Source organism: Corynebacterium tuingiense, from assembly GCF_046718165.1.
Taxonomy (GTDB): Bacteria; Actinomycetota; Actinomycetes; order Mycobacteriales; family Mycobacteriaceae; genus Corynebacterium.
Genome location: NZ_CP177101.1, coordinates 1 through 25,564, shown reverse-complemented (window position 1 = coordinate 25,564; position 25,564 = coordinate 1). Strand labels below are relative to the sequence as shown.

The 25,564-nt window shown below is 59.6% G+C and carries 22 protein-coding genes and 3 tRNA genes; 10 read left to right on the top strand and 15 right to left on the bottom strand.

Annotation, left to right across the window (positions count from 1 at the left end):
• Nucleotides 1-26: 26 nt before the first annotated feature.
• The gene (locus ACLI1T_RS00125) at nt 27-692 is read left to right on the top strand and encodes an HAD family hydrolase (protein WP_411702716.1); all 666 of its coding nucleotides are present in this window, start codon (nt 27-29) and stop codon (nt 690-692) included.
• Here ACLI1T_RS00125 and ACLI1T_RS00120 read toward each other — a convergent pair.
• From ACLI1T_RS00120 to ACLI1T_RS00110, 3 genes are all read right to left on the bottom strand, one after another.
• On the bottom strand, nt 652-2,289 hold the full coding sequence (locus tag ACLI1T_RS00120) for a dihydroxyacetone kinase family protein (protein WP_411702715.1): 1,638 nt from the start codon (nt 2,287-2,289) through the stop codon (nt 652-654). The genes ACLI1T_RS00125 and ACLI1T_RS00120 overlap by 41 nt on opposite strands.
• Before the next feature lie 120 nt (nt 2,290-2,409).
• Nucleotides 2,410-4,680 (bottom strand): 5-methyltetrahydropteroyltriglutamate--homocysteine S-methyltransferase, encoded by a 2,271-nt coding sequence (gene metE, locus ACLI1T_RS00115; RefSeq protein WP_411702714.1) that lies wholly within the window; start codon nt 4,678-4,680, stop codon nt 2,410-2,412.
• On the bottom strand, nt 4,667-5,599 hold the full coding sequence (locus ACLI1T_RS00110) for a methylenetetrahydrofolate reductase (protein ID WP_284850441.1): 933 nt from the start codon (nt 5,597-5,599) through the stop codon (nt 4,667-4,669). The genes metE and ACLI1T_RS00110 overlap by 14 nt, the downstream gene beginning before the upstream one ends.
• Nucleotides 5,600-5,883: 284 nt before the next feature.
• Between ACLI1T_RS00110 and ACLI1T_RS00105 the strand changes: the two genes are divergently transcribed.
• The 3 genes from ACLI1T_RS00105 (at nt 5,884) to ACLI1T_RS00095 (ending at nt 7,456) form a co-directional block, all read left to right on the top strand.
• Complete coding sequence (locus ACLI1T_RS00105) at nt 5,884-6,624, top strand: hypothetical protein (protein WP_411702713.1); 741 nt, start codon at nt 5,884-5,886, stop codon at nt 6,622-6,624.
• Nucleotides 6,625-6,743: 119 nt separating this feature from the next.
• On the top strand, nt 6,744-6,947 hold the full coding sequence (locus tag ACLI1T_RS00100; RefSeq protein WP_005276046.1) for a hypothetical protein: 204 nt from the start codon (nt 6,744-6,746) through the stop codon (nt 6,945-6,947).
• A gap of 35 nt (nt 6,948-6,982) precedes the next feature.
• Nucleotides 6,983-7,456 carry a GNAT family N-acetyltransferase gene (locus ACLI1T_RS00095; RefSeq protein WP_411702712.1) on the top strand — a complete coding sequence of 158 codons (474 nt, stop codon included), beginning with the start codon at nt 6,983-6,985 and terminating at the stop codon, nt 7,454-7,456.
• A gap of 53 nt (nt 7,457-7,509) precedes the next feature.
• Here ACLI1T_RS00095 and ACLI1T_RS00090 read toward each other — a convergent pair.
• Nucleotides 7,510-7,582, bottom strand: a tRNA-Ala gene (locus ACLI1T_RS00090).
• A 168-nt stretch (nt 7,583-7,750) separates the two neighbouring features.
• Here ACLI1T_RS00090 and ACLI1T_RS00085 point away from each other — a divergent pair.
• Entirely contained in the window at nt 7,751-8,653 is a 903-nt protein-coding gene (locus ACLI1T_RS00085) for a polysaccharide deacetylase family protein (protein WP_411702711.1), read from the top strand.
• The gene (locus ACLI1T_RS00080) at nt 8,653-9,201 is read left to right on the top strand and encodes a DNA-3-methyladenine glycosylase (protein WP_411702710.1); all 549 of its coding nucleotides are present in this window, start codon (nt 8,653-8,655) and stop codon (nt 9,199-9,201) included. The genes ACLI1T_RS00085 and ACLI1T_RS00080 overlap by 1 nt, the downstream gene beginning before the upstream one ends.
• Here the strand turns inward: ACLI1T_RS00080 and ACLI1T_RS00075 are convergent, their stop codons facing one another.
• The 6 genes from ACLI1T_RS00075 to gyrA all read right to left on the bottom strand — a co-directional run bounded on the left by ACLI1T_RS00075 (nt 9,202) and on the right by gyrA (nt 15,412).
• The gene (locus tag ACLI1T_RS00075; RefSeq protein WP_005276035.1) at nt 9,202-9,687 is read right to left on the bottom strand and encodes a MarR family winged helix-turn-helix transcriptional regulator; all 486 of its coding nucleotides are present in this window, start codon (nt 9,685-9,687) and stop codon (nt 9,202-9,204) included.
• Nucleotides 9,688-9,809: 122 nt separating this feature from the next.
• Entirely contained in the window at nt 9,810-11,951 is a 2,142-nt protein-coding gene (locus ACLI1T_RS00070) for a heavy metal translocating P-type ATPase (RefSeq protein WP_411702709.1), read from the bottom strand.
• 231 nt (nt 11,952-12,182) lie between these two features.
• Nucleotides 12,183-12,255 (bottom strand) — tRNA-Ala (locus ACLI1T_RS00065).
• Nucleotides 12,256-12,264: 9 nt separating this feature from the next.
• Nucleotides 12,265-12,341: transfer RNA gene (locus ACLI1T_RS00060), tRNA-Ile, on the bottom strand.
• A 173-nt stretch (nt 12,342-12,514) separates the two neighbouring features.
• On the bottom strand, nt 12,515-12,853 hold the full coding sequence (locus tag ACLI1T_RS00055) for a DUF3566 domain-containing protein (protein ID WP_005280482.1): 339 nt from the start codon (nt 12,851-12,853) through the stop codon (nt 12,515-12,517).
• A gap of 3 nt (nt 12,854-12,856) precedes the next feature.
• Entirely contained in the window at nt 12,857-15,412 is a 2,556-nt protein-coding gene (gyrA, locus tag ACLI1T_RS00050; protein ID WP_005280481.1) for a DNA gyrase subunit A, read from the bottom strand.
• Nucleotides 15,413-15,490: 78 nt separating this feature from the next.
• Here gyrA and ACLI1T_RS00045 point away from each other — a divergent pair, with 78 nt between their 5' ends.
• Genes ACLI1T_RS00045 through ACLI1T_RS00030 form a run of 4 tightly spaced genes read left to right on the top strand, consistent with a single transcriptional unit; the run spans nt 15,491 to nt 17,975 of the window.
• On the top strand, nt 15,491-15,712 hold the full coding sequence (locus tag ACLI1T_RS00045) for a hypothetical protein (protein ID WP_005276020.1): 222 nt from the start codon (nt 15,491-15,493) through the stop codon (nt 15,710-15,712).
• Nucleotides 15,709-15,966 carry a hypothetical protein gene (locus ACLI1T_RS00040; protein WP_023024620.1) on the top strand — a complete coding sequence of 86 codons (258 nt, stop codon included), beginning with the start codon at nt 15,709-15,711 and terminating at the stop codon, nt 15,964-15,966. Before ACLI1T_RS00045 ends, ACLI1T_RS00040 begins: the two co-directional genes overlap by 4 nt.
• 11 nt (nt 15,967-15,977) lie before the next feature.
• Entirely contained in the window at nt 15,978-16,415 is a 438-nt protein-coding gene (locus tag ACLI1T_RS00035) for a DUF6918 family protein (RefSeq protein ID WP_411702708.1), read from the top strand.
• A gap of 60 nt (nt 16,416-16,475) precedes the next feature.
• Complete coding sequence (locus tag ACLI1T_RS00030) at nt 16,476-17,975, top strand: MFS transporter (protein WP_411702707.1); 1,500 nt, start codon at nt 16,476-16,478, stop codon at nt 17,973-17,975.
• 93 nt (nt 17,976-18,068) lie between these two features.
• Here the strand turns inward: ACLI1T_RS00030 and gyrB are convergent, their stop codons facing one another.
• From gyrB to dnaA, 5 genes are all read right to left on the bottom strand, one after another.
• Nucleotides 18,069-20,138, bottom strand: coding sequence for a DNA topoisomerase (ATP-hydrolyzing) subunit B (gyrB, locus tag ACLI1T_RS00025; RefSeq protein WP_411702706.1), 2,070 nt, complete (start codon nt 20,136-20,138; stop codon nt 18,069-18,071).
• A gap of 168 nt (nt 20,139-20,306) precedes the next feature.
• Complete coding sequence (locus tag ACLI1T_RS00020; RefSeq protein ID WP_023024611.1) at nt 20,307-20,876, bottom strand: DciA family protein; 570 nt, start codon at nt 20,874-20,876, stop codon at nt 20,307-20,309.
• Complete coding sequence (gene recF, locus ACLI1T_RS00015) at nt 20,873-22,063, bottom strand: DNA replication/repair protein RecF (RefSeq protein ID WP_023024609.1); 1,191 nt, start codon at nt 22,061-22,063, stop codon at nt 20,873-20,875. The genes ACLI1T_RS00020 and recF overlap by 4 nt, the downstream gene beginning before the upstream one ends.
• Nucleotides 22,063-23,244 carry a DNA polymerase III subunit beta gene (dnaN, locus tag ACLI1T_RS00010; protein WP_239275422.1) on the bottom strand — a complete coding sequence of 394 codons (1,182 nt, stop codon included), beginning with the start codon at nt 23,242-23,244 and terminating at the stop codon, nt 22,063-22,065. The genes recF and dnaN overlap by 1 nt, the downstream gene beginning before the upstream one ends.
• A 619-nt stretch (nt 23,245-23,863) precedes the next feature.
• Complete coding sequence (gene dnaA / locus ACLI1T_RS00005; protein WP_349886869.1) at nt 23,864-25,564, bottom strand: chromosomal replication initiator protein DnaA; 1,701 nt, start codon at nt 25,562-25,564, stop codon at nt 23,864-23,866.

The window sequence follows — 25,564 nt, the reverse complement described above, 5'->3', positions numbered from 1 at the left end:
TCAGCGATCGCGCTATCGTTATCCTTATGATTCGCGCGTTGCTCTTCGACCTCGATGACACCCTGATGGATCACACCGCCGCAGCGCGGGCCGGCGTGGATGAATGGTGCCGGCAGCGCGGGCTAAATACTGGGCAGCACCAGCGTTTTGCCGCCATTGAACGCAAGTGGTTTACCGCCTATGAGCGCGGCGAGGTATCCCACCAAGGCCAGCGCATCGCCCGTTGCCGTGAATTTTTGGGCGAGGACATGGACGATGCCGCAGCCCTTGCCGCCTACGACGGCTACTTGTCCGCCTACCAGAGCCAGTGGCGCGCCTTTGCCGATGCCCGCCCCACCCTCGAGTGGGCGCTCGCATCCGGCTTCCGGGTGGGCATCCTCACCAATGGCCAGCGCGAGATGCAGCAGGCAAAACTGGAGGCGGGAGGCCTCGCGCTTGCCGATGTCCCCCTTATCCCCACCGTCGAACTCGGATACCCCAAACCGCAGCGCCAGGCCTACCTGGCCGCCTGCGAACGGCTCGATGTCACGCCCGCGGAAACGCTCATGGTGGGCGATTCACTGGAAAATGATGTGCTCGGTGCGCGCAGGGCGGGCCTGCGCGCTGTGTACCTCGACAGGTCCGGAAAGGGAGAGGGCGATGTGTCTTCCCTTAGTCAGCTGACAAGGCTTGTCCCCCAAATAGCCAGCTAACCACGAGAGCACCGGGATCAATGACTCCCTTGCTGCGATCGCCCAGATAGGACGCGCGCCCCTTCTTGGCGGCGATCTTTCCGGTTTCTTCCGCACCCTCCCGTGCGGCCTCGTACAGGGCCTGGAGCGTTTGCTCGTCTGGGCGCTCGGCGCCGATTTCTTGCGCCTTCTCCGCGGCCGGAATGAGCGCATCCAGCATGGTGCAATCCCCGCGCTGCGCGCCGCCCAGTTCTTGAATGAACTCTGCCGCGCTGCTCAAACCTTCCGCTAAGGTCTCCGCGCGGGCCATGTCGTTGAAGAAGCTGCCGAAAACCGCGCCCGAGGTTCCGCCCGCCAGGACGAGGAAGCGCTTGGCCAAGCCGGTGAAAATCTCATCATCCGAGCCGCGCAGCGGCAGTTTAATGCTTTCAAGCGCCGCCTCCATATTGGTGCCAAAGTCCCCATCGCCGGCCTTGCGGTCAAGCTCGGTCAACTCCTCGATGGAGGATTGCACGCGGCCGACGAAGTCGCTTAACCACTCGTTTTCTGCGCCTTCGGAGGGCAGTTCATCCTCGAAGGTAATCCGCGCCGATTCCACCTGCTTGGCACCGCCCAAGGTATGGGGCCAGGCGGGGGCTGAAGTTGGGGCATCGATAAGCTCGAGCAGCTCATCGTCCGCCTTGAGCAGCGTGATGGATACGCCGTGCATATTGACCGCGGTGACGTAGTTGCCCACCATGGAGCGCACTACCGTAATTCCCTTCTCCGCTAGCTGCGCGGAAGCCTCGCCGAAGACCAGGCTCAGCTCCAATGGCGTGGTGCCGCCCAAACCATTGACTAGGCACACCACCTCATCGCCGCTGTTGATATCAAGGGCAGCACCCAGCTTTTCCAGTACGGTGGCGACGATGGCATGGGCATTATCAACCTTTTCCGTGTGCGTGCCCGGCTCGCCGTGGATGCCCACACCGACTTCCATGTGCCCGTCGTCCAAATCAAAGGTATCGCGCCCAGTGGTGGGCAAAAAGCCGGATCCCAGTGCCACGGACATGCTGCGGGACTTATCCGCGGTCCTCTCCGCTAGCTCCGTTACTTGGTCCAGGTCATCGCCGCGATACGCCGCGGCACCTGCCACCTTTTCCACCAAGATCGTGGCGCCGGTACCGCGCCGTCCTGGGCCCTCGCCGGTGCCTTCGGTAGCAATATCATCGGCAACCAAGACGGAACGCGTATCCACGGCCTCTGCCGCGTTGCGGGCCACGGTGAAGTTCATGACATCGCCGGTGTAGTTCTTCACAATGTGCAGCACTCCCCTGCCCTGGTCGGCCCACTGCGTGGCTTCGCTGACTTGGACCGCATTCGGGGAGGTAAAGAGCAGGCCCGGGCAGGCTGCGGCGAGCATGCCTTGCCCAATGAAGCCGGCGTGCATGGGCTCGTGGCCGGATCCGCCACCGGAGATGACCGCAACCGCCGGTTTATCATCGGCCGTGCGCAGCGGGGTGCTGCGTCCAATGAAGCCCGCATCGTGCCAGGTGGCATCGGGATGCTGGGCTATGAACCCGGCAAGGGAATCAGACAGGAAGGATTCTTGGCTATTGCGAAATGCTGAGTGCTTCATGGCGCCCACGGTAATCCGGTTCCGGCCATAGCGTCGCGGGTGGGTACAAGATCACGAAAACGCTATGCAGACCGGCTGCATAGCGTTTTCTTTCAGAACCTAGAATTTCTCAGGTTCTATTTAGAGGGCGTTGCGCACCACATCGCGGGCTTCCACCATGTTGCGCAGGGAGGTTTCGGTCTCCTCGTAACCACGGGTCTTCAGACCGCAGTCCGGGTTAACCCACAGGCGATCCAGCGGCACATTCTTGAGTGCGGCGCGGATAAGCTCTGCCATTTCCTCCACGGAAGGCACGCGCGGGGAGTGGATATCGTAGATGCCAGGTCCAATCTCAGAGTGGAAGGTCTCATCGATATCCTCCAGCAGCTCCATGCGGGAGCGTGCTGCCTCAATGGAGGTGACGTCTGCATCCAGGCCGGCGACGGCGTCGATGATCTGGCCGAACTCCGAGTAGCACAGGTGGGTGTGGATCTGGGTGGTGGGCTTGGCTTCGAGGGCTACCAGGCGGAAGGAACGCACTGCCCAGTCGAGGTAGGCCTTGCGGTCCTGCTCGCGCAGCGGCAGGAGCTCGCGCAGGGCTGGCTCATCGATCTGGATGATGTCGATGCCGGCTTCCTCCAGGTCGCGGACCTCGTCTGCCAAGGCCACGCCCAGCTGGTCCGCGGATACGGACTGGTGCACGTCATCGCGGACGAAGGACCACGCCAGGATGGTGACCGGGCCGGTCAGCATGCCCTTGACGTGCTTCTCCGATAGCGACTGTGCAAACTTCGACCACTCGGTGGTCATGGCAGCCGGGCGGGAGATGTCACCCACAACGATTGGCGGACGGGTGCAGCGGGAACCGTAGGACTGTACCCAGCCGTTTTCGGTGGTGACGAAGCCATCGAGCAGCTCCGCGAAGTACTGCACCATGTCATTGCGCTCCGGCTCGCCGTGAACCAGGACGTCCAGGCCGAGGCGCTCCTGCAGTTCGATGACGGACTTAACTTCGTCCTTGAGGGCGGAGTTGTAGTCAGCATCAGAAAGCTCGCCCTTGCGGTGCGCGGCACGCGCCTGGCGGATTTCCTTGGTCTGCGGGAAGGAACCGATGGTGGTGGTCGGCAGCTCGGACAGGCCGAGCTCCTTCTGTGCTTCCTTGCGCTCGTTGAAGGCCGGCTCGCGCTTGACCTCGCCTTCCGGCAGCTGGGAGATGCGCTCTTGCACGGCGGCGTTGTTGATGCGCTCGGACTCGGCGCGGGTACGAACAGCGCGGTCGCTGACGCTGTAAGCCTCTTCGGCTGCCTCTGGGCCCTGTACCAGGGCGACGACTTCCTTGACCTTTTCATTGGCGAAGGAGAACCATGGGGCGACATCGGCAGGCAGCTTGGATTCTGCCTCGACGGAGTGCGGCACGTGCTGCAAGGACACGGAGGTGGATACGGACAGCTCATCGATGCTGCCGGCCAGGTCCTCGTACTTGGAGCGCAGGTCGCGCAGGTTGGCGGCCCAGACATTGCGGCCATCGACAAGGCCGGCAACGACGTGGGTGTTCAGGTTCTTGACGCGCTCGAGGTAGCCCTCATCCAGGGCCAGGGTGCCGACAGAAAGGTCAACCTGGACGGCCTCTGGCTTGAGCTCTGCGATGACATCGAGGCCCTTGCGCGCAGAGCCGTACGGGGTAGTCAGGTAAACCTGTGGGCGCTCTTCTGCACCCAGGATGGCGGAGTAAGCCTGCTTGGTATATGCAGCCAAGTCCTCATCGCTGGCGTTGGTCAGGTCTGCAACGAGGGCAGGTTCTGCCAACTGGATCCACTCCACGCCTGCCTTGTGCAGCTCCGCCAGGACCTCCTGGTAGGCAGCAACGGCATCATCTAGGCGCTCAAGCGGGGCCTTGACAGCACCCTCGGTCTGCTTGGACAGGGCCAACAGGGTAACCGGGCCAACGAGGTACGGGCGCACGGTGTGGCCTGCTTCGCGGGCTTCTTCTACCAGCTTGATAATGCGCTGTGGGTGCGCCTTAAAAGCGTGGTCATCAGCAATTTCCGGCACGATGTAGTGGTAGTTGGTGTCGAACCACTTGGTCATCTCCAGCGGCGCGGTGTCCTTATTACCGCGGGCCAAGGTGAACTCATCATCCAGGGTTTCACCGGCAACGGCACCGACGGTCAGTGCGGTTTCGAGAACCTGGTCGTAGTAAGCGACGTCCGCCGGGATGGCGTAGTCCTCGGTCAGACCGAGGTCGCGCAGGCGGTTGTAGGTATCCAGGCGCAGCGAGTGTGCGGCGGACTCGAAGGTCTCCGCATCGATGCGGCCCGCCCAGTAGGACTCGAGCGCGCGCTTCAACTCGCGGTTGGCGCCAATGCGGGGATAGCCCTCAATTGTCGCCTTGGGGAAATTAGCGTTGGTCATTGTCTACTCCGATTCGGGTTAGTAGGTCGTGAGTATTGTCGGGGTTGTTGTGGGTATATATATGGAGCCCGCTCGCCCCACCAGCCACGATGTCGCGGGCTAGTTCGGCGGTCAGTTCCATGCCGGTTTCGTATTCTTCTTCTGGGGTTGTCGCTGCCGCGAGCGCCGACCGCACCCTTTCGGGCACGGCGAGCCCGGACAGCTCTCCCATTCGCTCCACCCGGCGCAGGCTGGTCATGGGCATGATTCCCGGAATAAGGGGAATATGCACCCCGGCCAGTTGGGCCTTTTTGGTAAAGCGCAGGTAATCCTGGGCATCGAAGAATAGCTGGGTAATGGCGAAGTCCGCGCCGAGGCGTTGCTTTTTGAGCAAGACGTCAAAATCTTCATCTTCGTTTTTAGATTCGACGTGCCCGCTGGGATAGCACGCGACTCCGACGGCCAGGCGGCCAGCGGCGAACCGCGCGGCTTGTTGCCTTTCCAATTGCCGGATGAGGCTTATCAATTCATCGGCATGCTGCGGATAGTACTCCGGCAAACCTTCCTCTGGCAGGTCCCCGCGCAGGGCCAGCAGGCCGCGGACACCGGCATCGACCAAGCGGTTGATCCAACCGATTAGTTCCGTGCGCGAACCAGCCGTGCAGGCCAAGTGCGCAAGCGGGCGCATCGAGGTGGTGCGCGAAATCCGCTCGATAAAGGCCGTCGTCCCTTCGAGCCAACCGGACCGTTTGGAACTTGTCACCGCAATATAATCCGGGTGGTAGCTTTCCAAGGTTTCCAGCAAACGGTCGATTTTGGCTTCATCGGCGTCATGGCGCGGTGGAATTACCTCGAAAGATAGGGCCAAACGCTCCGGCACCATCAGTTCTTCTTCACTTATGGAATCCAATGGTGCTGACGCCGAAAATCGCGGGCTCATAGTCACCTCCTTTTCCCGATCTCAATTGCTGTCTGGAGGAAAACGTACCAAGCTGTTCAGTTTGCGGGGTAGCGCGACGCTAATGGTATTACCTTTGCAGGCCCATAAACAGCGCGGTTAGCCAAAATCGACGTGAATATTAATCCTCCATTCTGAACCAAGCGGTCTATTTTACGGTTGTTTCCACCCCTGAATCCCCCGCCAAAACAGTGGTGGGGTGTCAGGCTGACCACTATGCTGGATGGAAAAGACAAATAAATCTCACCTAAGGAGCACCTGCACCAATGAACCCCACCGTAGTGAAAATGGCGTTCAAGACCGGTTCCAATATGTGGAAGCAATTGCGCGATTACCGGCAAGAAAAGTCCCGCGAAACTTATACCGCCCTCGAAGAGGCTGCCCAACAGATGCAAAAGGAAGACAACAACGCCTTCGATGAGGCCCGCAAGCAGGCAGGCGCCGTTACCCAGGCCGCACACTCCCGCCTCGAGCGCGCACTAGAGGACTTCAATAACTACCGCGAAGACGCCGTCGAGCGTTTCGATGAGGCCAAAAAGGAAGCCACCAAGAAGGCAAAGAAGGCCCGCAAGCAGGCCAAGAAGAAGGCCACCAAGGCTGCAAAGAAGCAGACCAAGAAGGACAAGAAGTCTTCCAAGTTCTGGACCGTTGCCGGAATCGTTGCCCTGCTCGCCGCGGCAACCGGTGCGATTTACGCTTGGCTGCGCTCCAATGACAAGCCTTCTCAGACACCACCGCGCGTAGATGACTACCGCGGTAACACCCAAAACACCGCCCCAGAATCTACCTTGGTCTACACCTCCACCAGTGAAGCTAAGCCCGAAAACGATTCGGACCTCGCTGAAGAGGGTGCCGTGCGCGATGAGGAGCTCTTGGGTTCCATCGATGAGCAGCTGGCCAAGCACCGCGAGGAAGAAGAAGCCGCCGCGGAGGAAGCGGATACCACCCGCATCACCGATGATCACCAGAGCGAGGGCAAGCACCGCCTGCAATCTGACGAGCAGTAGTTCCTTTCGCACCCCCGCGGTGGGGGTGCAGTAGGCGTTGCCTAGATCTCATTGCTTTGCCTAATCAAAAATCTCCTGCTTGAATTCACCCATTAAGGCTTTCTACAAGGAGATAAACAATGAGCTTTGAGTCTCTCACCGTCAAGCTCAAAGACGGTTCAACGTACTATTTCCCCGCAGGCCCAGTAACCGATGATCCCTCCCCGCGCGTGGATAACCTCCGCTTTGCCATCGATAACGGCGCTACCTTCCGCTCCGTTGACGAATCCGGTGAAATGCGCGAATTCAACGGCGCGGACGTGCATAACTACCACTTGGCTTAACTAGCCCGGCGGATTCTTCATATATCCTGGGGATTATGGAAATTCGCGCGACACAAGAATCCGATCGCACTTATATAGCTCGCCTCAACTTCCTGACCGATACCTTCGGTGATGAACGAGGCGAGCTTTCTTCCGGTTTTGCCGATGATTTTTCCTTTTACGTGGAAAATTGGGAGCCCAACCAGGGAGGTTTCATTGCTTGGGAGGACCTCGTGCCCGCCGGCGGGGTGTGGCTCAATTGGGGCACCGAGGACAATCACGGTTACGGGTTCGTGGAACCGGCCATCCCAGAATTTGCCATCGCGGTAGAAAGCCGCTTTGCGGGCCAGGGCATTGCCACCGCGCTTATCGATGCCGCCATTTCCCTCGCCCGCACCCTCAAAGCGCCCGGTATTTCCTTGGCCGTCCACCCCGATAATCCGCGTGCGCTACGGCTTTATGAACGCTTGGGCTTCGAGCATGTAGGTGTTTACGCCGAGCATCACATCATGGTCAAACGCTTTTTATAACCCTATGCATGACTAAAGTCCGGATTCTTTGACCAGAATCCGGACTTTTCCTGTGGAGCATAGGAGAATCGAACTCCTGACCTTCTGCTTGCAAAGCAGATGCTCTACCAATTGAGCTAATGCCCCAGTGGCTTGTACTCTACTACTGCAGCCGCTCATTCCAAAAATGCCGAAGACACCGCGGCACAGTGATTTACTTCTATCACATTTATCACACGCGTTTAATCCATAATTCCCTTCGCAGTGGAGTAGGCTGGCTAGTCGTGCCCATCTGTCCTCGTTCCTAGGAAAAGTATGCATCGTCTTCTTACCTCTGCGCTCACCGTGCTCGCCACCGCTGCCCTTCCTGCCTGCGCCAATGCGCAATTCCTCGAAGGCACCCGGAAAGTAGCTGGGTCCTCAGAACCAAATATCCAATCCGCGGTTTCTGAGATTCAGACCGATATTCAAAGTCGCATCGACAGCACCCGCGCGCAGGCACAGGATCTTGTTTCCTCGGTAGCGCCACAAGACGAGCCGCAGAATGAGGCTGCACCCGCACCGGATCCCCAAGCTGGGGCCGCACCGCAACCAGCCCCGCAGCCACAGGGCAATGGCGTCGATTGCCCGAATTGCGTGGCCCTTACCTTTGACGATGGCCCAAGTCCTTATACCAACCAGCTCCTGGATACCTTTAAGGCAAAAAACGCTCACGCCAGCTTCATGGTGCTAGCGGATCACGCCTACCAATACCCCGAGGCGCTCCAGCGCATGCAGGCAGAAGGTCACACCATTGGCAATCACACCAAGACCCATCGCCAGCTCAACCAACTAGCTTACGGCGATATTGCCCAAGAAATAGACGCCGGCAATGCAGCGATCCGCAATGCCACCGGGCAGAATCCAAAGTGGCTGCGCCCGCCCTACGGTGCCACCAATGAGACGGTTGACCAGGTAGCCAGGGATAAGGGCTTGTCGCAGGCCCTATGGAACGTGGATACCTTGGACTGGAAGATCCGCGACTCGCAGCACGTCTGCAATGCCGCCGTCCAGGATGCTAACCCAGGTTCCATCGTCCTGATGCACGATATTCACCCGACCACCGTCAATGCGGCCGAGTGCATTATCGATGGCCTGCGCGCCAAGGGCTTGGAGCCGGTCAGCCTCGATGAGTTGCTGCGCACCCCGGTAGACGGAAAGCGCTACTACTCCCGTTAATGATTGACTTTTCCCACACTGCTGATGTCGTAGCGCCGCAACTCCTTGGCTGCGTCATCACGCACGCTGGGGTGAGCATTCGCCTTACGGAGGTCGAGGCCTACTTGGGCACAGACGATGCCGCCGCCCATACCTTTCGTGGGAAAACCCCGCGCAATGCCGCTATGTTCGGCCCGCCGGGCCGGTTGTACGTGTACGCCTCCTACGGCATCCACCGCAATGTCAATATCGTGTGCGCACCCGAGGGCGTGGGTCAAGGGTGCCTTCTGCGCGGCGGTGAGGTGCTATCCGGGATCGATACTGCATTCGAGCGCCGCGGCACCAGCGATTTTCATAACCTAGCCCGCGGCCCTGGGAACCTTGGAAAAGCTCTGGGAGCAACGCTGGAAGATAATCACCTGCCAGTGCAGCTTTCCGGCCGCGACTCTGCACCGGAATGGGTGCGCGGCCCGCGCATTGGCATCTCTAAAAACCAGGATGCAGCCCTGCGGTTTTGGATTCCCTTTGATAAGACCGTCTCCGGCCGCCGCGGCTATCCCAAGAAGTAATTAATAGCGGCCGCCGTAACGTTCGTCGGCTTCGATGGCTTTGATGATGCGCTCATTAATTTGGGTCATCTGATGGATCTGCGCGCGGGTCAGGTTATCGATAACGGATCGGCGGGCCTGCTTAGCGTGGCCTGGGGCGGTTTCTACTACCTTGTCCCAGCCACTATCGGTAAGGTGCGCCATCGTCGTCCGCCCATCATTGGGGCAAGGACGCCGCACGACCCAGCCCTGGCGCTCCAGGCGGGTGACGACCTGGCTCAGGCGGGACAGCGAGCCATTTGCGGTAATCGCAAGATCCCGCATGCGCATTTCATGGTTCTCGGCCTCTGATAGGCGTGAGAGCACCGTATATTCAAAGAAGCTTAGCTTGGCATCATCGCGCAGCTGCGCGTCCAGAATATTGGTGAGCCGGACATTCACGCTCATCAGGGACATGAATGCTGCTAGTTCATCCTCTTCCAGCCAAAAGTCGTCCCGCTCGGTCATGAGGATTATTTTAGCAACTGGACTTCAATTCTAAAATAATCCCAAGTATCCGGATTCCAGTGCCAGTTATCCGGAATTTGGTGACCGACGGGGACAGGCGATCCGAGCATGGTCTCTTCCGCCTACTGGCTCGTGGGTGCCAAGCGAGCTGGGTCCAATTCGATCCGGCGCAACAACTGCGCATTGAATGCCACCACGATGGTCGATAGCGACATCAATACCGCACCGGTCGCCGGGGAGAGCACGACACCGATGGGTGCGAGTACGCCTGCCGCCAAGGGCACGGCAATGATGTTGTAGCCAGATGCCCAAATAAGGTTTTGGATCATCTTGCGGTAGCTAGCGCGCGACAAGCTGATCATTGAAAGCACCGACCGCGGGTCATCGCTGGCGAGCACCACCTCGGCGGATTCCATGGCGACATCGGTACCGGCGCCAATGGCGATGCCGACTTCCGCGCGGGCCAAGGCTGGGGCGTCGTTGACGCCATCGCCAACCATAGCCACTGCCAGGCCGCGCTCCTGTAATTCGGTGACCTTGGAGTCCTTGTCCTGCGGCAGGACTTCGGCAAAGACCTCGTCAATACCCAATTCTTCGCCAACGGCCTCGGCGACCTGCGTGGCATCGCCAGTGATCATCGCAACCTTAACGCCCTGCTCTTGGAGGGCCTGTACGGCCGCGCGGGATTCGGGACGAATCTTGTCTTCAACCGCGAGAGCGCCGATGATCTGACCATCGCGCACGACGTGCAGGACACCTGCGCCGCGCTGGGACCACTCTTCAACCTGCGCATCGAACACCCCAGGGGTGGCAAGCTCTAGCTCGCGCAGCATATTCGGTCCACCGACGAGGACCTCTGCCCCATCTACGGTGGCCTGGATTCCCCGGCCGGCGGCAGCACTGAAATCGGTGCTGTGCAGCTGCTCCTGGGATGCTTCCGCGTGGTCTTCGGCTGCCTTGACGATGGCGCGGGCCAACGGGTGTTCACTATCGGCCTCGGCCGCGGCGGCCACTGCTAGCAGCTGCCCCTCGCTGATGTCCTCAACGGTTGCGACACCGGTAACGGCATGAGCGCCTTCGGTCAGGGTACCGGTCTTATCGAAGAGGACGGCGTCGATGGTGCGCATGCGCTCCAACGCCATACGTTCCTTGATGAGTACCCCAGACTGTGCGGCCTGCTCGGTAGAGATCGCAATGACCAGTGGGATAGCCAAACCGAGGGCGTGGGGGCAAGCGATGACGAGCACGGTAACGGTGCGCACCACGGCGTCGCTTGGGCTCCCGATAATGGCCCAGACCACCGCAGTAATGAGGGCTGCGATTAGCGCAAACCAGAAGAGCAACGCTGCGGCGCGATCGGCAAGAGCTTGGGCGCGGGAGGAGGATTCCTGCGCCTCGGCGACCATGCTTTGGATACCGCCCAGGGCCGTATCTCCTCCGATGGCTTCTACCTGGACGCGGACGGTGTTGTCGGTGGCCACCGTACCGGCGACCACGCGCTCACCTTTATCGCGGTAGACTGGGCGGGATTCACCGGTGATCATGGATTCATCGAATTCGGCTGAGCCTTTAACAATGGTGCCATCGGCAGGCGCCCGCGCTCCAGCGCGGACCAGTACTATGTCATCCACCGCCAGCTCAGAGACTGGCACGGTGTGGGCCTGCCCATCGATGATCTTCTCGGCTTCGTCAGGCAAAAGTTCTGCTAAGGCGTCCAAAGCGGAGGAGGCCGCGCCGAGTGCGCGCATCTCCAACCAGTGGCCCAGCAGCATAATGACGACCAGGAGGGCCAGCTCCCACCAGAAATCTAGGTCGAATCCTCCAATCCCCAAGGTGGTGACCCATGAGGCGACGAACGCCACGGTAATAGCCATGGCGATAAGCAGCATCATCCCGGGCTGGCGGGATTTCAGTTCCGACCAGCCGCCTTGCAGGAATGGCGTGCCTCCATAAATGAAGATGATGGTGCCAAGCACCGGGGGAATCCAGGATGAACCATTGAATTCGGGTACGCCGTAGCCGAGCAAGTCTGCGACCATAGGGCTGAAGATGACGACCGGTACCGATAGCAGCAGCGACCACCAGAAGCGGCTGCGGAACATCGCCGCGTGATCGCCGTGACCGTGGCCATGCCCGTGCTCGTGACCGTGGTGGTCACCGTGAGAGTGCCCTTCGTGGCCGCCATGATCTGTGTGTTGCGTATGATCCGCTTCCGCGGCCTGGTGAGCACCGGAATGCTCACCGTGTTGGTGGGAAGTACTCATAAAATTCCTTTCTTCTCCTCCCTGCACCGAGAGGAGTCCTAGCGTCGGTGGAACACAGTGATGGTTACTCTCCCCACCATATACCCCGGGGAGGTATATTTACAGGACGAAAGGAGCCCTTTTCGCATGAGAGGTGAAGTGGAGCTGCCGAAAAGGCCTCCCCGCCTAATGGCACCGACTTGGACACACGAAAAAGTCCGGCTCCCTTAAGGAAGCGCCGGACTAATACTGTGGAGCATAGGAGAATCGAACTCCTGACCTTCTGCTTGCAAAGCAGATGCTCTACCAATTGAGCTAATGCCCCATTGTTCCGTGGTGGGCCTAGCTGGAATCGAACCAGCGACCTCATCGTTATCAGCGATGCGCTCTAACCGACTGAGCTATAGGCCCTTTAGCGGAACGAGATGTAACTTTACATACTACCCCGGAAAGAACACAAATCGGCAGCTCAAAGAGGTTTTCAGAGGCACGCTTCGTGGGCCTAATGAGTACGCTACTTCGCGCTTAAAACCAGAAAATGCCGGCAACGTGTGCTGCCGGCATTGTCTCCCACTCACAGTGTCCTAGATATCATCCAAGCTAACTTTGAGTCCGCCGAAGACATCCACGATGGCGTTATAGATGACGGCCATCAGCGGTGCGAGCAAGGTGAACAGGACGGCGAAAATAACGCCAATCAGCGCGCTGGCTGCGATCACCACGCCAAAGGTGACCTCAAAGCCGCCGCCGACGCCACCAACAAGGCTATTGACTGACTCCCATATGCCCACCTGGTGCAAACCGATGTACAACAGGCACACGGCCAGCAACCACGCGATGAGTCCGACGAGTGACAGGGCCAGACCAACGCGAAACGCCGAGGTGGGCGAGATGTGGTGGATGGTTACGTCTCGTCGTTCCATGCCCTACTCCTCATCCTTGGAGGCATCGCTTACCTTGTGGTGCTCTTGCTGGACCTCATCGACGGTCTTTTCGCCCTTGGCCACAGCCTGCGCGTCTTCCTCACCATCTTCTTCAACATTGCGGTCGATGGCAAGCAATTCGACGTCATCGGCAAGGTCAACCAAGCGTACGCCCATCGTGGCGCGCGAGGACGGACGAATCTGGTTTACTTCGGTGCGAATAACCCCTCCGGCAGAGGTAATGGCAAAGATTTCATCGTCCTTGTCAATGGAAATGGCACCAATGAGCTTGCCGCGCTTCGGGGTGTACTTGAAAGTCATGACACCCAAGCCACCGCGGCCCTGCGGGGTGTATTCCTCAATGGCGGTGCGCTTGCCGTAGCCACCCGAGGTAGCAACGAGTAGGAACTCGCCGTCGTGGACGACGGACATCGCCAGCAGCTGGTCATCGCCGCGGAAGCGCATCCCCTTCACGCCGGCGGTAGCGCGGCCCATGGGGCGCAGCTGGTCGTCATCGGCAGTAAAGCGGATGGCTTGGCCCTGCTCAGAGGTCAGCAGGATGTCATCGCCCTCAGAAACGAGCTGGGCACCGATGAGCGCATCGCCCTCGTTGAGGTTGATGGCGATAAGCCCTGCGGAACGAGCGGACTCGTAATCGGTCAGGCGCGACTTCTTCACGCGGCCCTGCTGGGTGGCCAGGACCAAGTATGGCGCATCCTCGTAGGACTGGATCTGAATGACCTGGGCGATCTTTTCCTCCGGCTGGAATTCCAGCAGGTTGGCCACGTGCTGACCGCGGGCGGCGCGGCCGCTCTCTGGTAGCTCGTAGGCCTTCAGACGGTAGACGCGGCCAAAGTTGGTAAAGAACAGGATCCAGTCGTGCGTGGAGCAGACGAAGAAGTTCTTCACAATGTCATCTTGCTTGAGCTCCGCACCGCGCACGCCCTTGCCGCCACGCTTTTGTGACTTATAGGTATCGACCTTGGTGCGCTTGGCATAACCGGTAGCGGTGATGGTGACCACGACGTTTTCGCGGGCAATGAGGTCTTCATCGGTGACCTCGCCGGAGGCAGGCAGGATCTCGGTGCGGCGCTCGTCGCCGTACTTTTCGACGATCGCCTCCAGCTCATCGTGGACGATCTGGCGCTGGCGTTCCTCGTGGGCGAGGATGTGCTTGAGGTCTGCGATCTCCTCTTCGATTTCTGCCAGTTCATCGACGATCTTTTGGCGCTCCAGGGCGGCCAGGCGGCGCAGCTGCATCGCCAGGATGGCATCGGCCTGGATATCATCGACATCGAGAAGCTCCTTCAAGCCCTCGCGCGCCTCATCAACGGTGGGCGAACGGCGGATCAGGGCGATGACCTCATCCAACATATCCAGCGCCTTGACCAAGCCGCGCAAGATGTGCGCGCGCTTTTCGGCCTCATCCAGGCGGTACTGGGTACGGCGAACGATGACCTCAATCTGGTGCGCAACATAATTGCTCAGCATCTGATCCAGGCGCAGGGTGCGCGGTACGCCATCGACGATGGAAAGCATATTCGCACCGAAGGAGGTCTGCAGCTGGGAGTGCTTGTACAGGTTATTGAGCACCACGCGGGCGACGGCATCGCGCTTCAGGGTCACAACAATGCGCATGCCCACGCGGTCAGAGGACTCATCTTCGATCTTGGAAATGCCGGCGATCTTGCCGTTGGCTACGGACTCCGCGATATTGGAGATGAGGTTATCGGGGTTGACCTGGAACGGCAGCTCCGTGATCACGATGGTCTGCCGGGAACCGGATTCCTCGATGGAGGTGACACCGCGCATGCGGATGGAGCCGCGGCCGGTGGTATATGCATCCTTGATGCCCTGATCGCCCACGATGAGGCCGGCGGTGGGGAAATCCGGGCCCTTCACGCGTTCCATGCAGGCCGCGAGCGCGGCATCCTCGTCCGCGTCTGGGTTCTCCAGCAACCAATAGATGGCCGAAGCCAACTCATTGAGGTTATGCGGCGGGATATTGGTGGCCATGCCCACGGCAATTCCGCCGGAACCATTCATCAAAAGGTTAGGCACGCGGGACGGCAGGACGTCCGGCTCGCTGGTCTTGCCATCGTAGTTGGGCGAGAAGTCCACGGTATTTTCGCGGATATCGCGGACCATTTCCATGGCCAACGGGGTGAGCTTGCACTCGGTATAACGCATTGCGGCGGGGCCGTCGTTACCGCGGGAACCGAAGTTACCCTGGCCATCGACAAGCGGGTAGCGCATATTCCAGGACTGCGCCAAGCGCACCAAGGTGTCATAGATGGCCGAGTCACCGTGCGGGTGGAATTGACCCATGGTGTCAGAGACCGGGCGGGCGGACTTCACGTAGCCGCGCTCGGGGCGGTAACCCGAATCGAACATAGCGTAGAGAATGCGGCGGTGCACCGGCTTTAGGCCATCGCGCACCTCAGGCAGCGCGCGGCCCACAATGACGGACATGGCGTAGTCGATATAGCTCGACTCCATCTCCTCATTAATGTCAATGGGAAAAATCCGATCAAAAAGATCGTCGTTATTGTCACTCATAAGGCCAAATTCTACCTTCTCCGGGCTTTATCGGCCTTATTTGCCGCACCGGTGGTATCACTGTGGTATCACTGAGGCATGGCAATGACATTGCGGCTCACCGCAGAACAAGATCACGCCCTTACCCTCTTGGCCTCCGCGCAAGGGACCTCCAAGCACGAGGCGGTGGTGCGTGCCATCGTGGCGGCGGCCTCGCGCACGCTTGCCGATGCCCACGTGCAAGCCACCGCCCGCGATCTCCTCCCCGGCCGCGCGGACCTAGAAGCAGAAATCCGCAGGGCGCGGAAGACCCAGTCATGAGCCCCGAACAGCTGTACCTAGTGGCCCAAGAGTTTTGTGCCCGCTTTAAGCTCCGCATCATCAATTACTCCGCCTTGGTGGCCGCCGCGGCTGCCAGCACCGCGCGCTTGGAGGGCATAGCCATTCACGGCGATGAGCAGCAGGCAGCTCAAGCCATGGCGGAGGTTTTAGAAAAGGTGCCAGCGTTAAATGCTGGAAACCAGACCTTCGCGCAGTACTGCGCCCGCGTCTATATGGCCACTAAATTCGCGTAAAGTATGGCACCATGTCTCACCTTTCGACCTTGATGCATGGATCCACCCGCACCGAGTTCATCGCCGAGTGCGGGGATCTCGTTGAAAAAGTCGCCGCCTCCCAATCCGGCATTTCCGGCATGGCCATTAAAGGCGGATTGGCCGCCGCCAAAAAGGCCGATGCCAATGTCGTCCCCAAGGCGCTGGAGCGGATCCTGCCGGATGTCCTCGATGCCCTGGATCAACGGTGGCAGGACTTTGTGGAAAGCGGGAAGGAGGATTTCGGCGCCTTCCTTGAACCGCACCAGGAAGAGGTCAGCGATGAGATTATGAATATCGCAGATAAGCACGTGGAAAAGGTAAACTCCGCCGCACTGCGCAAGCCCTATAATTCCCTGCGCGGCAAGGCCACCAAGATCTTAAGCCCGGAAGTTCCTGCATTCGGCCGCGTCGTGCAAAAGCACATGTAAATAAATAATTTCCACCGGTTTTCCTGCGGTTGAAGGTTATCTGGGCTGCGGAGTATAAGTGTGGAAGTGACTTATTCCCCGCATCATAAATCGTCGGCATCAGAAGCAAACCGTACCGACTACCCCGCCGGCCAAGACCCCGCCCGCTGGCGGGTTCTTATTATTGTGCTGGTCACGGTGTTCATGTCACTAATTAGCGTGTCCATCGTGAACGTGGCGCTGCCGTCGATCCAGTCTGGGCTTGGTGCCACGGATTCGGATGTGCAATGGGTCCTATCTGGTTATGCGCTTACCTTCGGCGTGGTCCTCGTCGCCGCCGGGCGCGCCGGCGATCTCGTGGGGCGCGGGGGCATCTTCCTCCTCGGCATCGCCGTCTACACCATCAGCGCCGCCGTGGCGGGTTTCGCGCCGAATGCGCATTCTCTGAATATCGCGCGCTTTGTGCAGGGTGTTGGTGCCGGGTTGCTGAACCCCCAAGGCGTGGGAATGATTCAGCAATACTTCCGCGGGGAAGAGCGCGGCCGCGCCTTTGGATACTTTGGCGCCACCGTGGGAATCGCGGTGGCTATCGGCCCGGTACTGGGTGGCTTCCTCATCAAGATCGGCGGCCCTGACCACGGGTGGCGGCTGACCATGCTGGTCAATGCCCCGATCGGCCTGCTGGCCATCATCTTGGGCCTCATGTGGTTCCCACGCCCGCTGTTTTCACGCGTCCGCGATGCCGCGGGCAATAAGCTGGGCATCTTCAAGGCGCTGGCCACCCTGGATCCCATCGGCGCGCTCATCCTTGGTGCCGCGGTCTGGTGCATCCTCTTTCCCTTCATGGACTCCACTGGTTCCCCTGCCGTGTGGTGGCTGCTTCTGGCGGGTGCCGTGCTTATTGGCGTGTGGGTGCTGTGGGAGCGCCACCACAAGGCCACCGGCCACCCGCCGATGGTGGATCTCAATATCTTTGCCACCTCGAGCTTCCGCAATGGCACCATCATCGCCACGTTGTGGTTTATGGGCATTACCAGCATCTGGGTGCTCGTTGCGTTGTACTTCCAAAATGGCCTGGGCTACTCCGCCCTGGCGGCCGGCTCGGTGGGCATTCCATCCGCGCTTCTCAACTCCATTACCGCTACCATCGCGGGCCGCAAGATTTCGCGCTACGGGCGCATGGTGGTCATCATCGGCATGCTGACCACGATCTTTGGCCTCATCGCCACGGTGGCACTCGTCTGGGGCACCACGCACTGGGGAATAAGCGAATGGTGGCTCATCCTCTCCTTGGCATTTATCGGGCTTGGCCAGGGTGCCGTGGTCTCGCCTAACCAAACCCTGACCTTGGCGCAGGTACCAGACAACTACGCCGGTTCCTCCGGCGCGGTCCTGCAAACCGGCCAGCGCATCGGCACCGCCATTGGCCTGGCCGTCATTACCGCCATCGTCTTTGCCATGCTCCAAAGCACCTCCGGAGATTGGCCCGTATCCATCATGACCGGCTTCGGCGTCATCATCGCCGTTTGCCTGGTGTCCTTGAGCTTTGGGTTTGCTGATCAGCACTCTTCCCGCAGCTAAATTTCCTCACCCCATAGCTAGAGCCCACCGTGGAATTATTCACGGTGGGCTCTATTGCTCTAGCCACTGCACACACAGGGCTAGGCCAGCGATTTAGATATCCAGGAAGCGGACATCCTTCGCGCGGCGGGTAATGAAGGAGCGGCGGGCGGCCACGTCATCACCCATGAGGATGGAGAACAACTCATCGGCGCGCTGTGCGTCTTCCAGGTCCACGCGGCGCAACAGGCGCGTGGAGGGATCCAGGGTGGTCTCCCAGAGCTCGGAGGCGTTCATCTCGCCCAAGCCCTTGTAGCGCTGGATGCCGTCATCCTTGTTGATCTTGCGGTTTTGCTCCAGGCCTTCCGCCAGCAGCTTATCGCGCTCGTCATCAGAGAAGGCGTAACCAGGCGTACCCTTGGACCACTTCAGCTTGTAGAGCGGCGGGTTAGCTAGGTACACGTGGCCATCCTCAACCAGCTGCGGCATAAAGCGGAAGAGCAGGGTCAACAGCAGCGTGGCGATGTGCTGGCCGTCCACATCGGCATCCGCCATCAGCACGATCTTGTCGTACCGCAGCTTCTTGATATCGAATTCCTCGTGGATACCGGTACCCAACGCGGTGATGATGGCCTGGACCTCGGCGTTCTTTAGGACCTTATCCATGCGGGCCTTTTCCACGTTCAGGATCTTGCCGCGCAGGGGCAAGATGGCCTGGAACATGGAGTCACGGCCGGCCTTCGCGGAACCGCCCGCAGAGTCACCCTCCACGATATAAAGCTCCGAACTCCGCGGATCCTTAGAGCGGCAATCCGCGAGCTTGCCGGGCAATCCGCCCAGATCGGTAGCGGACTTGCGGCGCACCATCTCGCGCGCCTTGCGCGCTGCCATGCGGGCATGCGCCGAGGAGACGGCCTTATTGATAATGGCCTTTGCCTCTGCCGGGTTGGCATCAAACCAGTCGTTGACGTACTCGTTGACCGAGCGCTGCACAAAGCCCTTGATCTCGGAGTTGCCCAGCTTGGTCTTTGTCTGGCCCTCGAACTGCGGGTCGCCCACCTTGACCGAAATGACGGCGGCCAAGCCTTCGCGGCAGTCATCGCCGGAAAGGTTGCCGTCCTTGTCCTTAATGAGCTTGTGCTCCTTGGCATAGCGGTTCATCAAGGAGGTCAAAGCTGCGCGGAAGCCCTCTTCGTGCGTGCCGCCCTCGTGGGTATTGATGGTATTGGCAAAGGTGTGCACGGACTGCTTGTAGCCCTGGTTCCACTGCAAGGCCACCTCGACCTCGTGGTCCTCGGCCTTTGCCTCGAAGGACACGATGGTGGGGTGAATTGCGCTCTTGGACTTATTGAGGAATTTTACGTAGTCCGTCAGGCCCTCCGGGTAGTGGAAGGTGATCTTCTTGCGGCGCTTCTTATCGGCCTTGGTGACGTTCTTGGAGTCGGATTCCTCGTTGAAGGTATCGCCGGCATCGGGGACATCATCAAAGGAGGTCTCATCCGCGCTCGCCTCACCGGATTCCGCATCCGCGATTTCCTCGAGCTCGATCTGCTCTTCGGTCACGCGTTCATCAATAAGCTCGATGGTCAGGCCCTTGTTCAGGAAGGCCATCTCCTGCAGGCGGCGCGCAATGGTGTCGTAGTCGAACTCGGTGGTTTCAAAGATCTCCGGGTCCGCCCAGAAGCGAATCTTGGTACCGGTACCGCGGGCGTTGCCGCCTTCTACAAGGTCATCCGGGATGGCGTTCTGGAAGTTTTGGTACCAGTGCTTGCCCTCACGCTTGATCTCCGCCTCCACGCGGGTGGACAGGGCGTTGACCACGGAAATGCCGACGCCGTGCAAACCGCCGGAAACGGCATAGGAATCGGAGTCGAATTTACCGCCGGCGTGCAGCTGCGTCATGACCACCTGGACGGTCGGCGCACCGGAGGCGTGCATCTCCACCGGGATACCGCGGCCATTATCGATGACCTCGACGCCGCCGTCTTCCAAAAGCTTGACGGTGACCTTGTCCGCGAAGCCTGCCATGGCCTCATCGACGGAGTTATCGACGATCTCCCAGATAAGGTGGTGCAAACCGCGCGATCCGGTAGAACCGATGTACATACCGGGGCGCTTGCGGACGGCCTCTAGACCTTCCAGGATCGTAATTGATCCAGCATCATATGCGTGTTCTTCAGCCACGGATTCGTGCTCTCCTTTTGGCTATAGCTAATTCTAAGACTTTCACTATTCTACACGCATACCCCCTACTGAATGACACCCCACACCGGCCAGAGGTAGCTATGTGGCGCGCTCTGTGGTTATTTATCTTTTAAAGGGCAGAGCTAACCTGCGCCTATCAGCCACTTATCAGCCGTAGGTATCTTGCGATCCCTGCGGTTTCACCCACTGCCGCCCCTCGTAATTGCGCTGCTGCCGCGGGCCATGGATCCGCAGTTCAGCGATGACATCGGGGCCGAGCCGGTCCGCAATTTTGCGCAGGATTTCCCGCTGCAGGTAGCGCAATTCCGTGGCCCAGGTGGAGTTATCGCAGGAAATGTAGACGATCTTGTCCTTGATTTTTTGCGGCTGCGTATGGGCGGCGATGCGCTCGCCCACCAGGTTTTCCCAATTTCCCATCACCCAGCCGTGCGCTAATTCATGCTCCCAGCCGCGGTGGGAAATCTCCTTTTTAATCTGTGCGCCCAGGCTCGGCACGTCGATCTTTCGCCGCGGCCTCCTGCCATCGGCGCCGGTAGGCCTGCCTACCTGGTAGCCGCGATAGTTCTGCTGTTGGGCATCCTCCAAGGAGGGCACCGGCATCTTCGGCACCGGGCGCGTAAGCTTCGGCGGGTTCTTCGAGGTAGAGCGCACCAAGCGGAAGTATTGGGTGACGGGATCCGTGCGCTGCGTGCCGGTTTCCCCTTCTTCCTCACTCATGCCTCTTCCTCGCTATCCTCTCCCGCGGTTTCTTCCGTGTGCAGGGTGGAAATGCGCCCCTGGTCCGTATCTTCCACTCCTACCCGGTAACGCACGATGGGCTCCAGGTTATCCGGTAAGTCCTCATCCACCGCGGCGGTAATTAGCACCTGTTCTGCCGTGGCGGCCAGGTGAACCAGCTGGGTGCGGCGCTTGGCATCGAGCTCGGCAAAGACATCATCCAAGATGAGGACCGGATCGGATCCCCCCTCCTCGCGCAGTAGCTCAAACTCAGCCAAGCGCAGGGCGATGGCATAAGACCAGGTTTCGCCGTGGCTGGCAAAACCCTTGGCTGGCTGATCCCCCAGGTGGAGCACGAGGTCATCGCGGTGCGGGCCCACCAAAGAGATTCCGCGCTCGATCTCGCGCTGCCGCGCATTAGCCAGCTCGGTCAGCATGACCGCCTCCAGCACCTCGCGGTCAGAGGTATCAATGGTGGATTTATACTCCACGTGCGCAGGCCGCGACTCCGGTGCGAGGCCGGCATAGGCGGCGGGAATGTGGTCCAAGAGGGCATCGACAAGCGCCAAGCGCGCCGCAATGACCTGTGCGCCTAAGCGCGCGAGCTGGGCATCCCACGTATCCAGCGTCGATAGCGCCGAGGCGCCATCGCTATCGCCATAGCCGCGCCGCAAGCTTACCGATGCCGACTTCAACAACGCATTGCGCTGCTTTAATACCTTGTCATAATCCGCCTTAACCCCAGCTAGGCGCGGGGTGCGCGAGGCGATGATGCTATCGAGATACGCGCGGCGCCCCGCGGGCTCACCGCGCACCAAGGCCAAATCCTCAGGGGAAAACAGCACCGTTTTCACCACGCCGAGCAACTCGCGCGGGCTGCGCAGCCTCGTGCGGTTAATCTGCGCCTGGTTTGCGGCATGGGGTTTTATCAGCAGGTGGGTGGTTAATTCGCGCCCCTGGTTCACGGCAGTAAGGGACACCCGCGCGCTCTGCGCGCCCTGGCGCACCAGCGGCGAATCATGGGAGACGCGGTGGGAAGACAGGTGGGCGGTATAGCCCACGGCTTCCACGATATTGGTCTTGCCAAAGCCATTGCGGCCCACAAACAGAGTGATCCCCGGGCCCAGCTCAAGCTTTAGTTCGGGCCATGAGCGAAAATCCCGAACATCGAGATCCCGTATAAACATTAACCTGGCAGGCGAACCGGCATTAAGAGGTAGGTGAAGTTGGTCTGCGGCGTGGGGAAATTGCCATCCTCATCGGCTTCCGGCAGCTCTTCTGGCTCCGGGATCATGATGGCGGGGCGGGAAGGCTCCGTGAATCCGAAGACCACGCGGTCGGTGTTGATGACCGCTAGGCCGTCCTTCAGATAGCCCGGGTTGAAGGCGATCAAGAATTCATCGCGGCCGTGGAATGCGCACGGAAGGGTCTCGGTGGCATTACCGGCATCGGCGCCGGCGGACAGGGTGACCTGGCCATCGGCAAATTCCATGCGGATCTGCGCATTGCGATCCGTCAACAAGGAAACGCGGCGAATGGCTTCTTGCAGCGGCGCCACCTCAACCGAGGCAATATTCGTGTGCGACTTGGGAAGCAAAGGCTGGACGTTTGGGAAGTCCGCATCCAGCATGCGCGTGGTGGTTTCGCGGTTATCCGCGTGCAGGCCAAAGAGGCCATCGGCGCCGATATTATCGCCGGAGCCCACCGCGATCTCGATGGGAATATTCAAGTGTGGATCCAGGCTGCGGCCGGTATCTTGCAAGGTCTTTGCCGGGACCAGGAGCTTAGCCTCAACGTCCTCAGCAGCCGGTTCCCACTCTAGGGTGCGCATGGCCAAGCGGAAGCGGTCCGTAGCCGTCATCTCAATATCTTTGCCGTGGATATCCATGTGTACGCCAGTGAGCATGGGCAGGGTGTCATCCTTGCCGGCGGCGGATGCCACCTGCTGGATGGCCTCTGCGAAGAGCTGCGGTTGGATCGTGCCGGTGACCTCAGGCAGGACCGGCAATTGCGGGTAATCATCGAGCGGGATGAGTGGTAGCTCGAAGCGGGAGGAACCACAGGCAACCAAAGCCTTGGAATCTACCTGGGAGATCTCAACTTCCTTATTGGGCAAGGTAGCCACGATATCTGAGAGCAATTTACCGGCGACGGCGATCTGTCCGGGCTCATCCACCATGCCGGCGATGCGCACCTTGGTAGAAACCTCGTAATCAAAGCCGGTGAACTCTAAGCCGTTGTCATCAGCGGTGATGAGCATTGCGCGCAGCACTGGCTGGGTGACCTTGGAAGGCAGGCTGCGGGCAACCCACGCTACGGCGTTGGCAAGGTCATCTTTGGCAACGCGAAATGACACGGCTTCATCCATGGTGCGAAGAGCTCCTCTTAGGCGGGGTAGGAATGTGTAACTTTCAAAAGCTGGCTTCCAACTTACCGCATCCGGTGAACCTTGTAATTTTCCCTCCGCCGGTCCGAGCCAGCGCCGCGCGCTCGGGGCGGAGCACAATTCCACACATCCCCTTTCTACTTACAAGATCAGAGAAATAATTTAGTAGTAGTAATAAGCGCTGTGGGATCTGTGATCAACGGGGTAAATGACTAGTTCAGCGCGGCGATCCGGGGTGTGCCAATTCTTGTGATCTTGCTGTGATCAATTGGCCCGGAGTGTGGATAAATAAGCGGGTCATCGTTTTATCCACAGCCTGTAGTAGTTATCCACGGATCTGCACACAGTGCTGATCACAGGCGCGTCTGTGCTGGATAGGGCCTGTGGAATTTAAAACTGTGAGCAAAATCTACAAATTACATCCGTGAAATTACACAGGTGTGGATAACTCTGTGGATAGCTGTTTATGCGGTCTTCACCTGGACATAGGCGCTGGTAGGAGGTGGTGGAAGGTGGGGGCATCGGCAAGCGCACCGCCTGCTTACAAAAATGGCGCCTTCCTGTTATTTAAGGAAGACGCCACCGGGTGGTTTTGTTTGCGCTAGCCGCGACCGCGATTCTTGATGCGTTGGGTCAGGGACTGAATCTCGTCGTAGGTATTGCGCTTTTCCGTCATCTCTTTGCGGATCTTGCGATCGGCGTAGATCACTGTGGTGTGGTCCTTGCCGCCGAATTGCTCGCCAATCTTGGGCAGCGATAGCTCGGTCAATTCGCGGCAGAGGTACATGGCCAGCTGGCGGGCGTGGGCCACCGCGCGCTTCTTGCCGGCACCGCGCAAGGTTTCAACATCAATATCGAAGTATTCTGCGGTGACCTCCATGATGGAGGCTGCGGTAATTTGCCGGTCAGCAGAATCCGGCGCGAGATCGCGCAACGCAATTTCTGCCATTTCCACGTTGATCGGCTCATTGACCAGGGACGAGTAGGCGGATACGCGAATGAGCGCGCCCTCAAGCTCGCGAATGGAAGACTCGAAGCGCGAAGCGATGAGCTCCAGGACGGAGCGATCCACCTCAGTGCCATCGGCGGCGGCCTTCTTCATCAAAATGGCAATGCGGGTTTCCAGATCGGGCGGTTGAATATCCGTAATCAACCCGCCCTCAAAGCGGGTGCGCAGGCGATCCTCCAGCGTGGTGAGCTGTTTTGGCGGGCGGTCCGAGGACAAAATGATTTGTTTATTGGCCTGGTGTAGCGCATTGAAGGTGTGGAAGAACTCCTCCTGCGTGGATTCCTTGCCCTCTAAGAACTGGATGTCATCCACCATCAAGATATCGAGGTTGCGGTAGCGCCGCTTGAAGGATTCCTGGCGGTCATCGCGCAAGGAATTAATATAGTCATTCGTAAATTCTTCCGAGGACACGTATTTCACGCGCAGCCCTGGGTGCAGCACCTGTGCGTAGTTGCCCGCGGCATGCAAAAGGTGCGTTTTTCCTAGACCAGAACCACCCCAGATAAAGAGCGGGTTGTAGGCGCGGGCGGGATTTTCCGCCACCGCCACCGCCGCGCCATTGGCAAAACGATTCGAAGAGCCGATGACGAAGCTTTCAAAAGTGTGCTTCGGGTTTAGCGAGGTCTCCCGGTTGGGATCGTGCGCTGGGGCCTCTCGCGGAATGCGCGCGGCATTCGCAGATCCGCCGAACTCTGGTTGCTGGCGGTTATAGTCCTGCTGGCTGGTGTAGTGCTCCGCCAATTCATCCAGGCTTGCCGGGGCATGGCTGGAGCGCCAATTAGGCGGGGCCTGACCTGCGGTGGGGTTGTTGTTTCCGCGGGCTGCCGCCGCATCCGTTTGTTGGGGGCGGGAGACGTAATTTTGCGCGGAAGAAGTATCAGTCTGTGCCGGCGGCATGTGCTGTGCCTGCGGGTCGGGCTGGGAAGAAGGAGCCTGCCCGCTTGGCGATGCCCCTCCCGGTGCCGGTTGCGAATTCGACGGGTTAGCCGGGGGTTGCGGCTCCTGCGGGGTAGCCAAGGTGACGGCGAAGGAACACGGGCGGCCAAGGTGGCGGGTAAGGGCCTTGGAGATGTATCCGCCGAGCTCATTTTCTACAACTTCTTTGGCGTTGACATTTTCCGCTGCGACCAGCGTGTAGCCTTCCACCATCATGATCGGGCGAACCAACTGCAGGTAGAGGCGTTGCGTATGCGAAAAGCTCGGGACCTCAGAGTTGGGCTGCTCGGATTGCGCGAGCAGATCATCGACGATCGCGCGCCAGACAGCTTCTAGGTTCGCTTGTGGTTCAGTCAC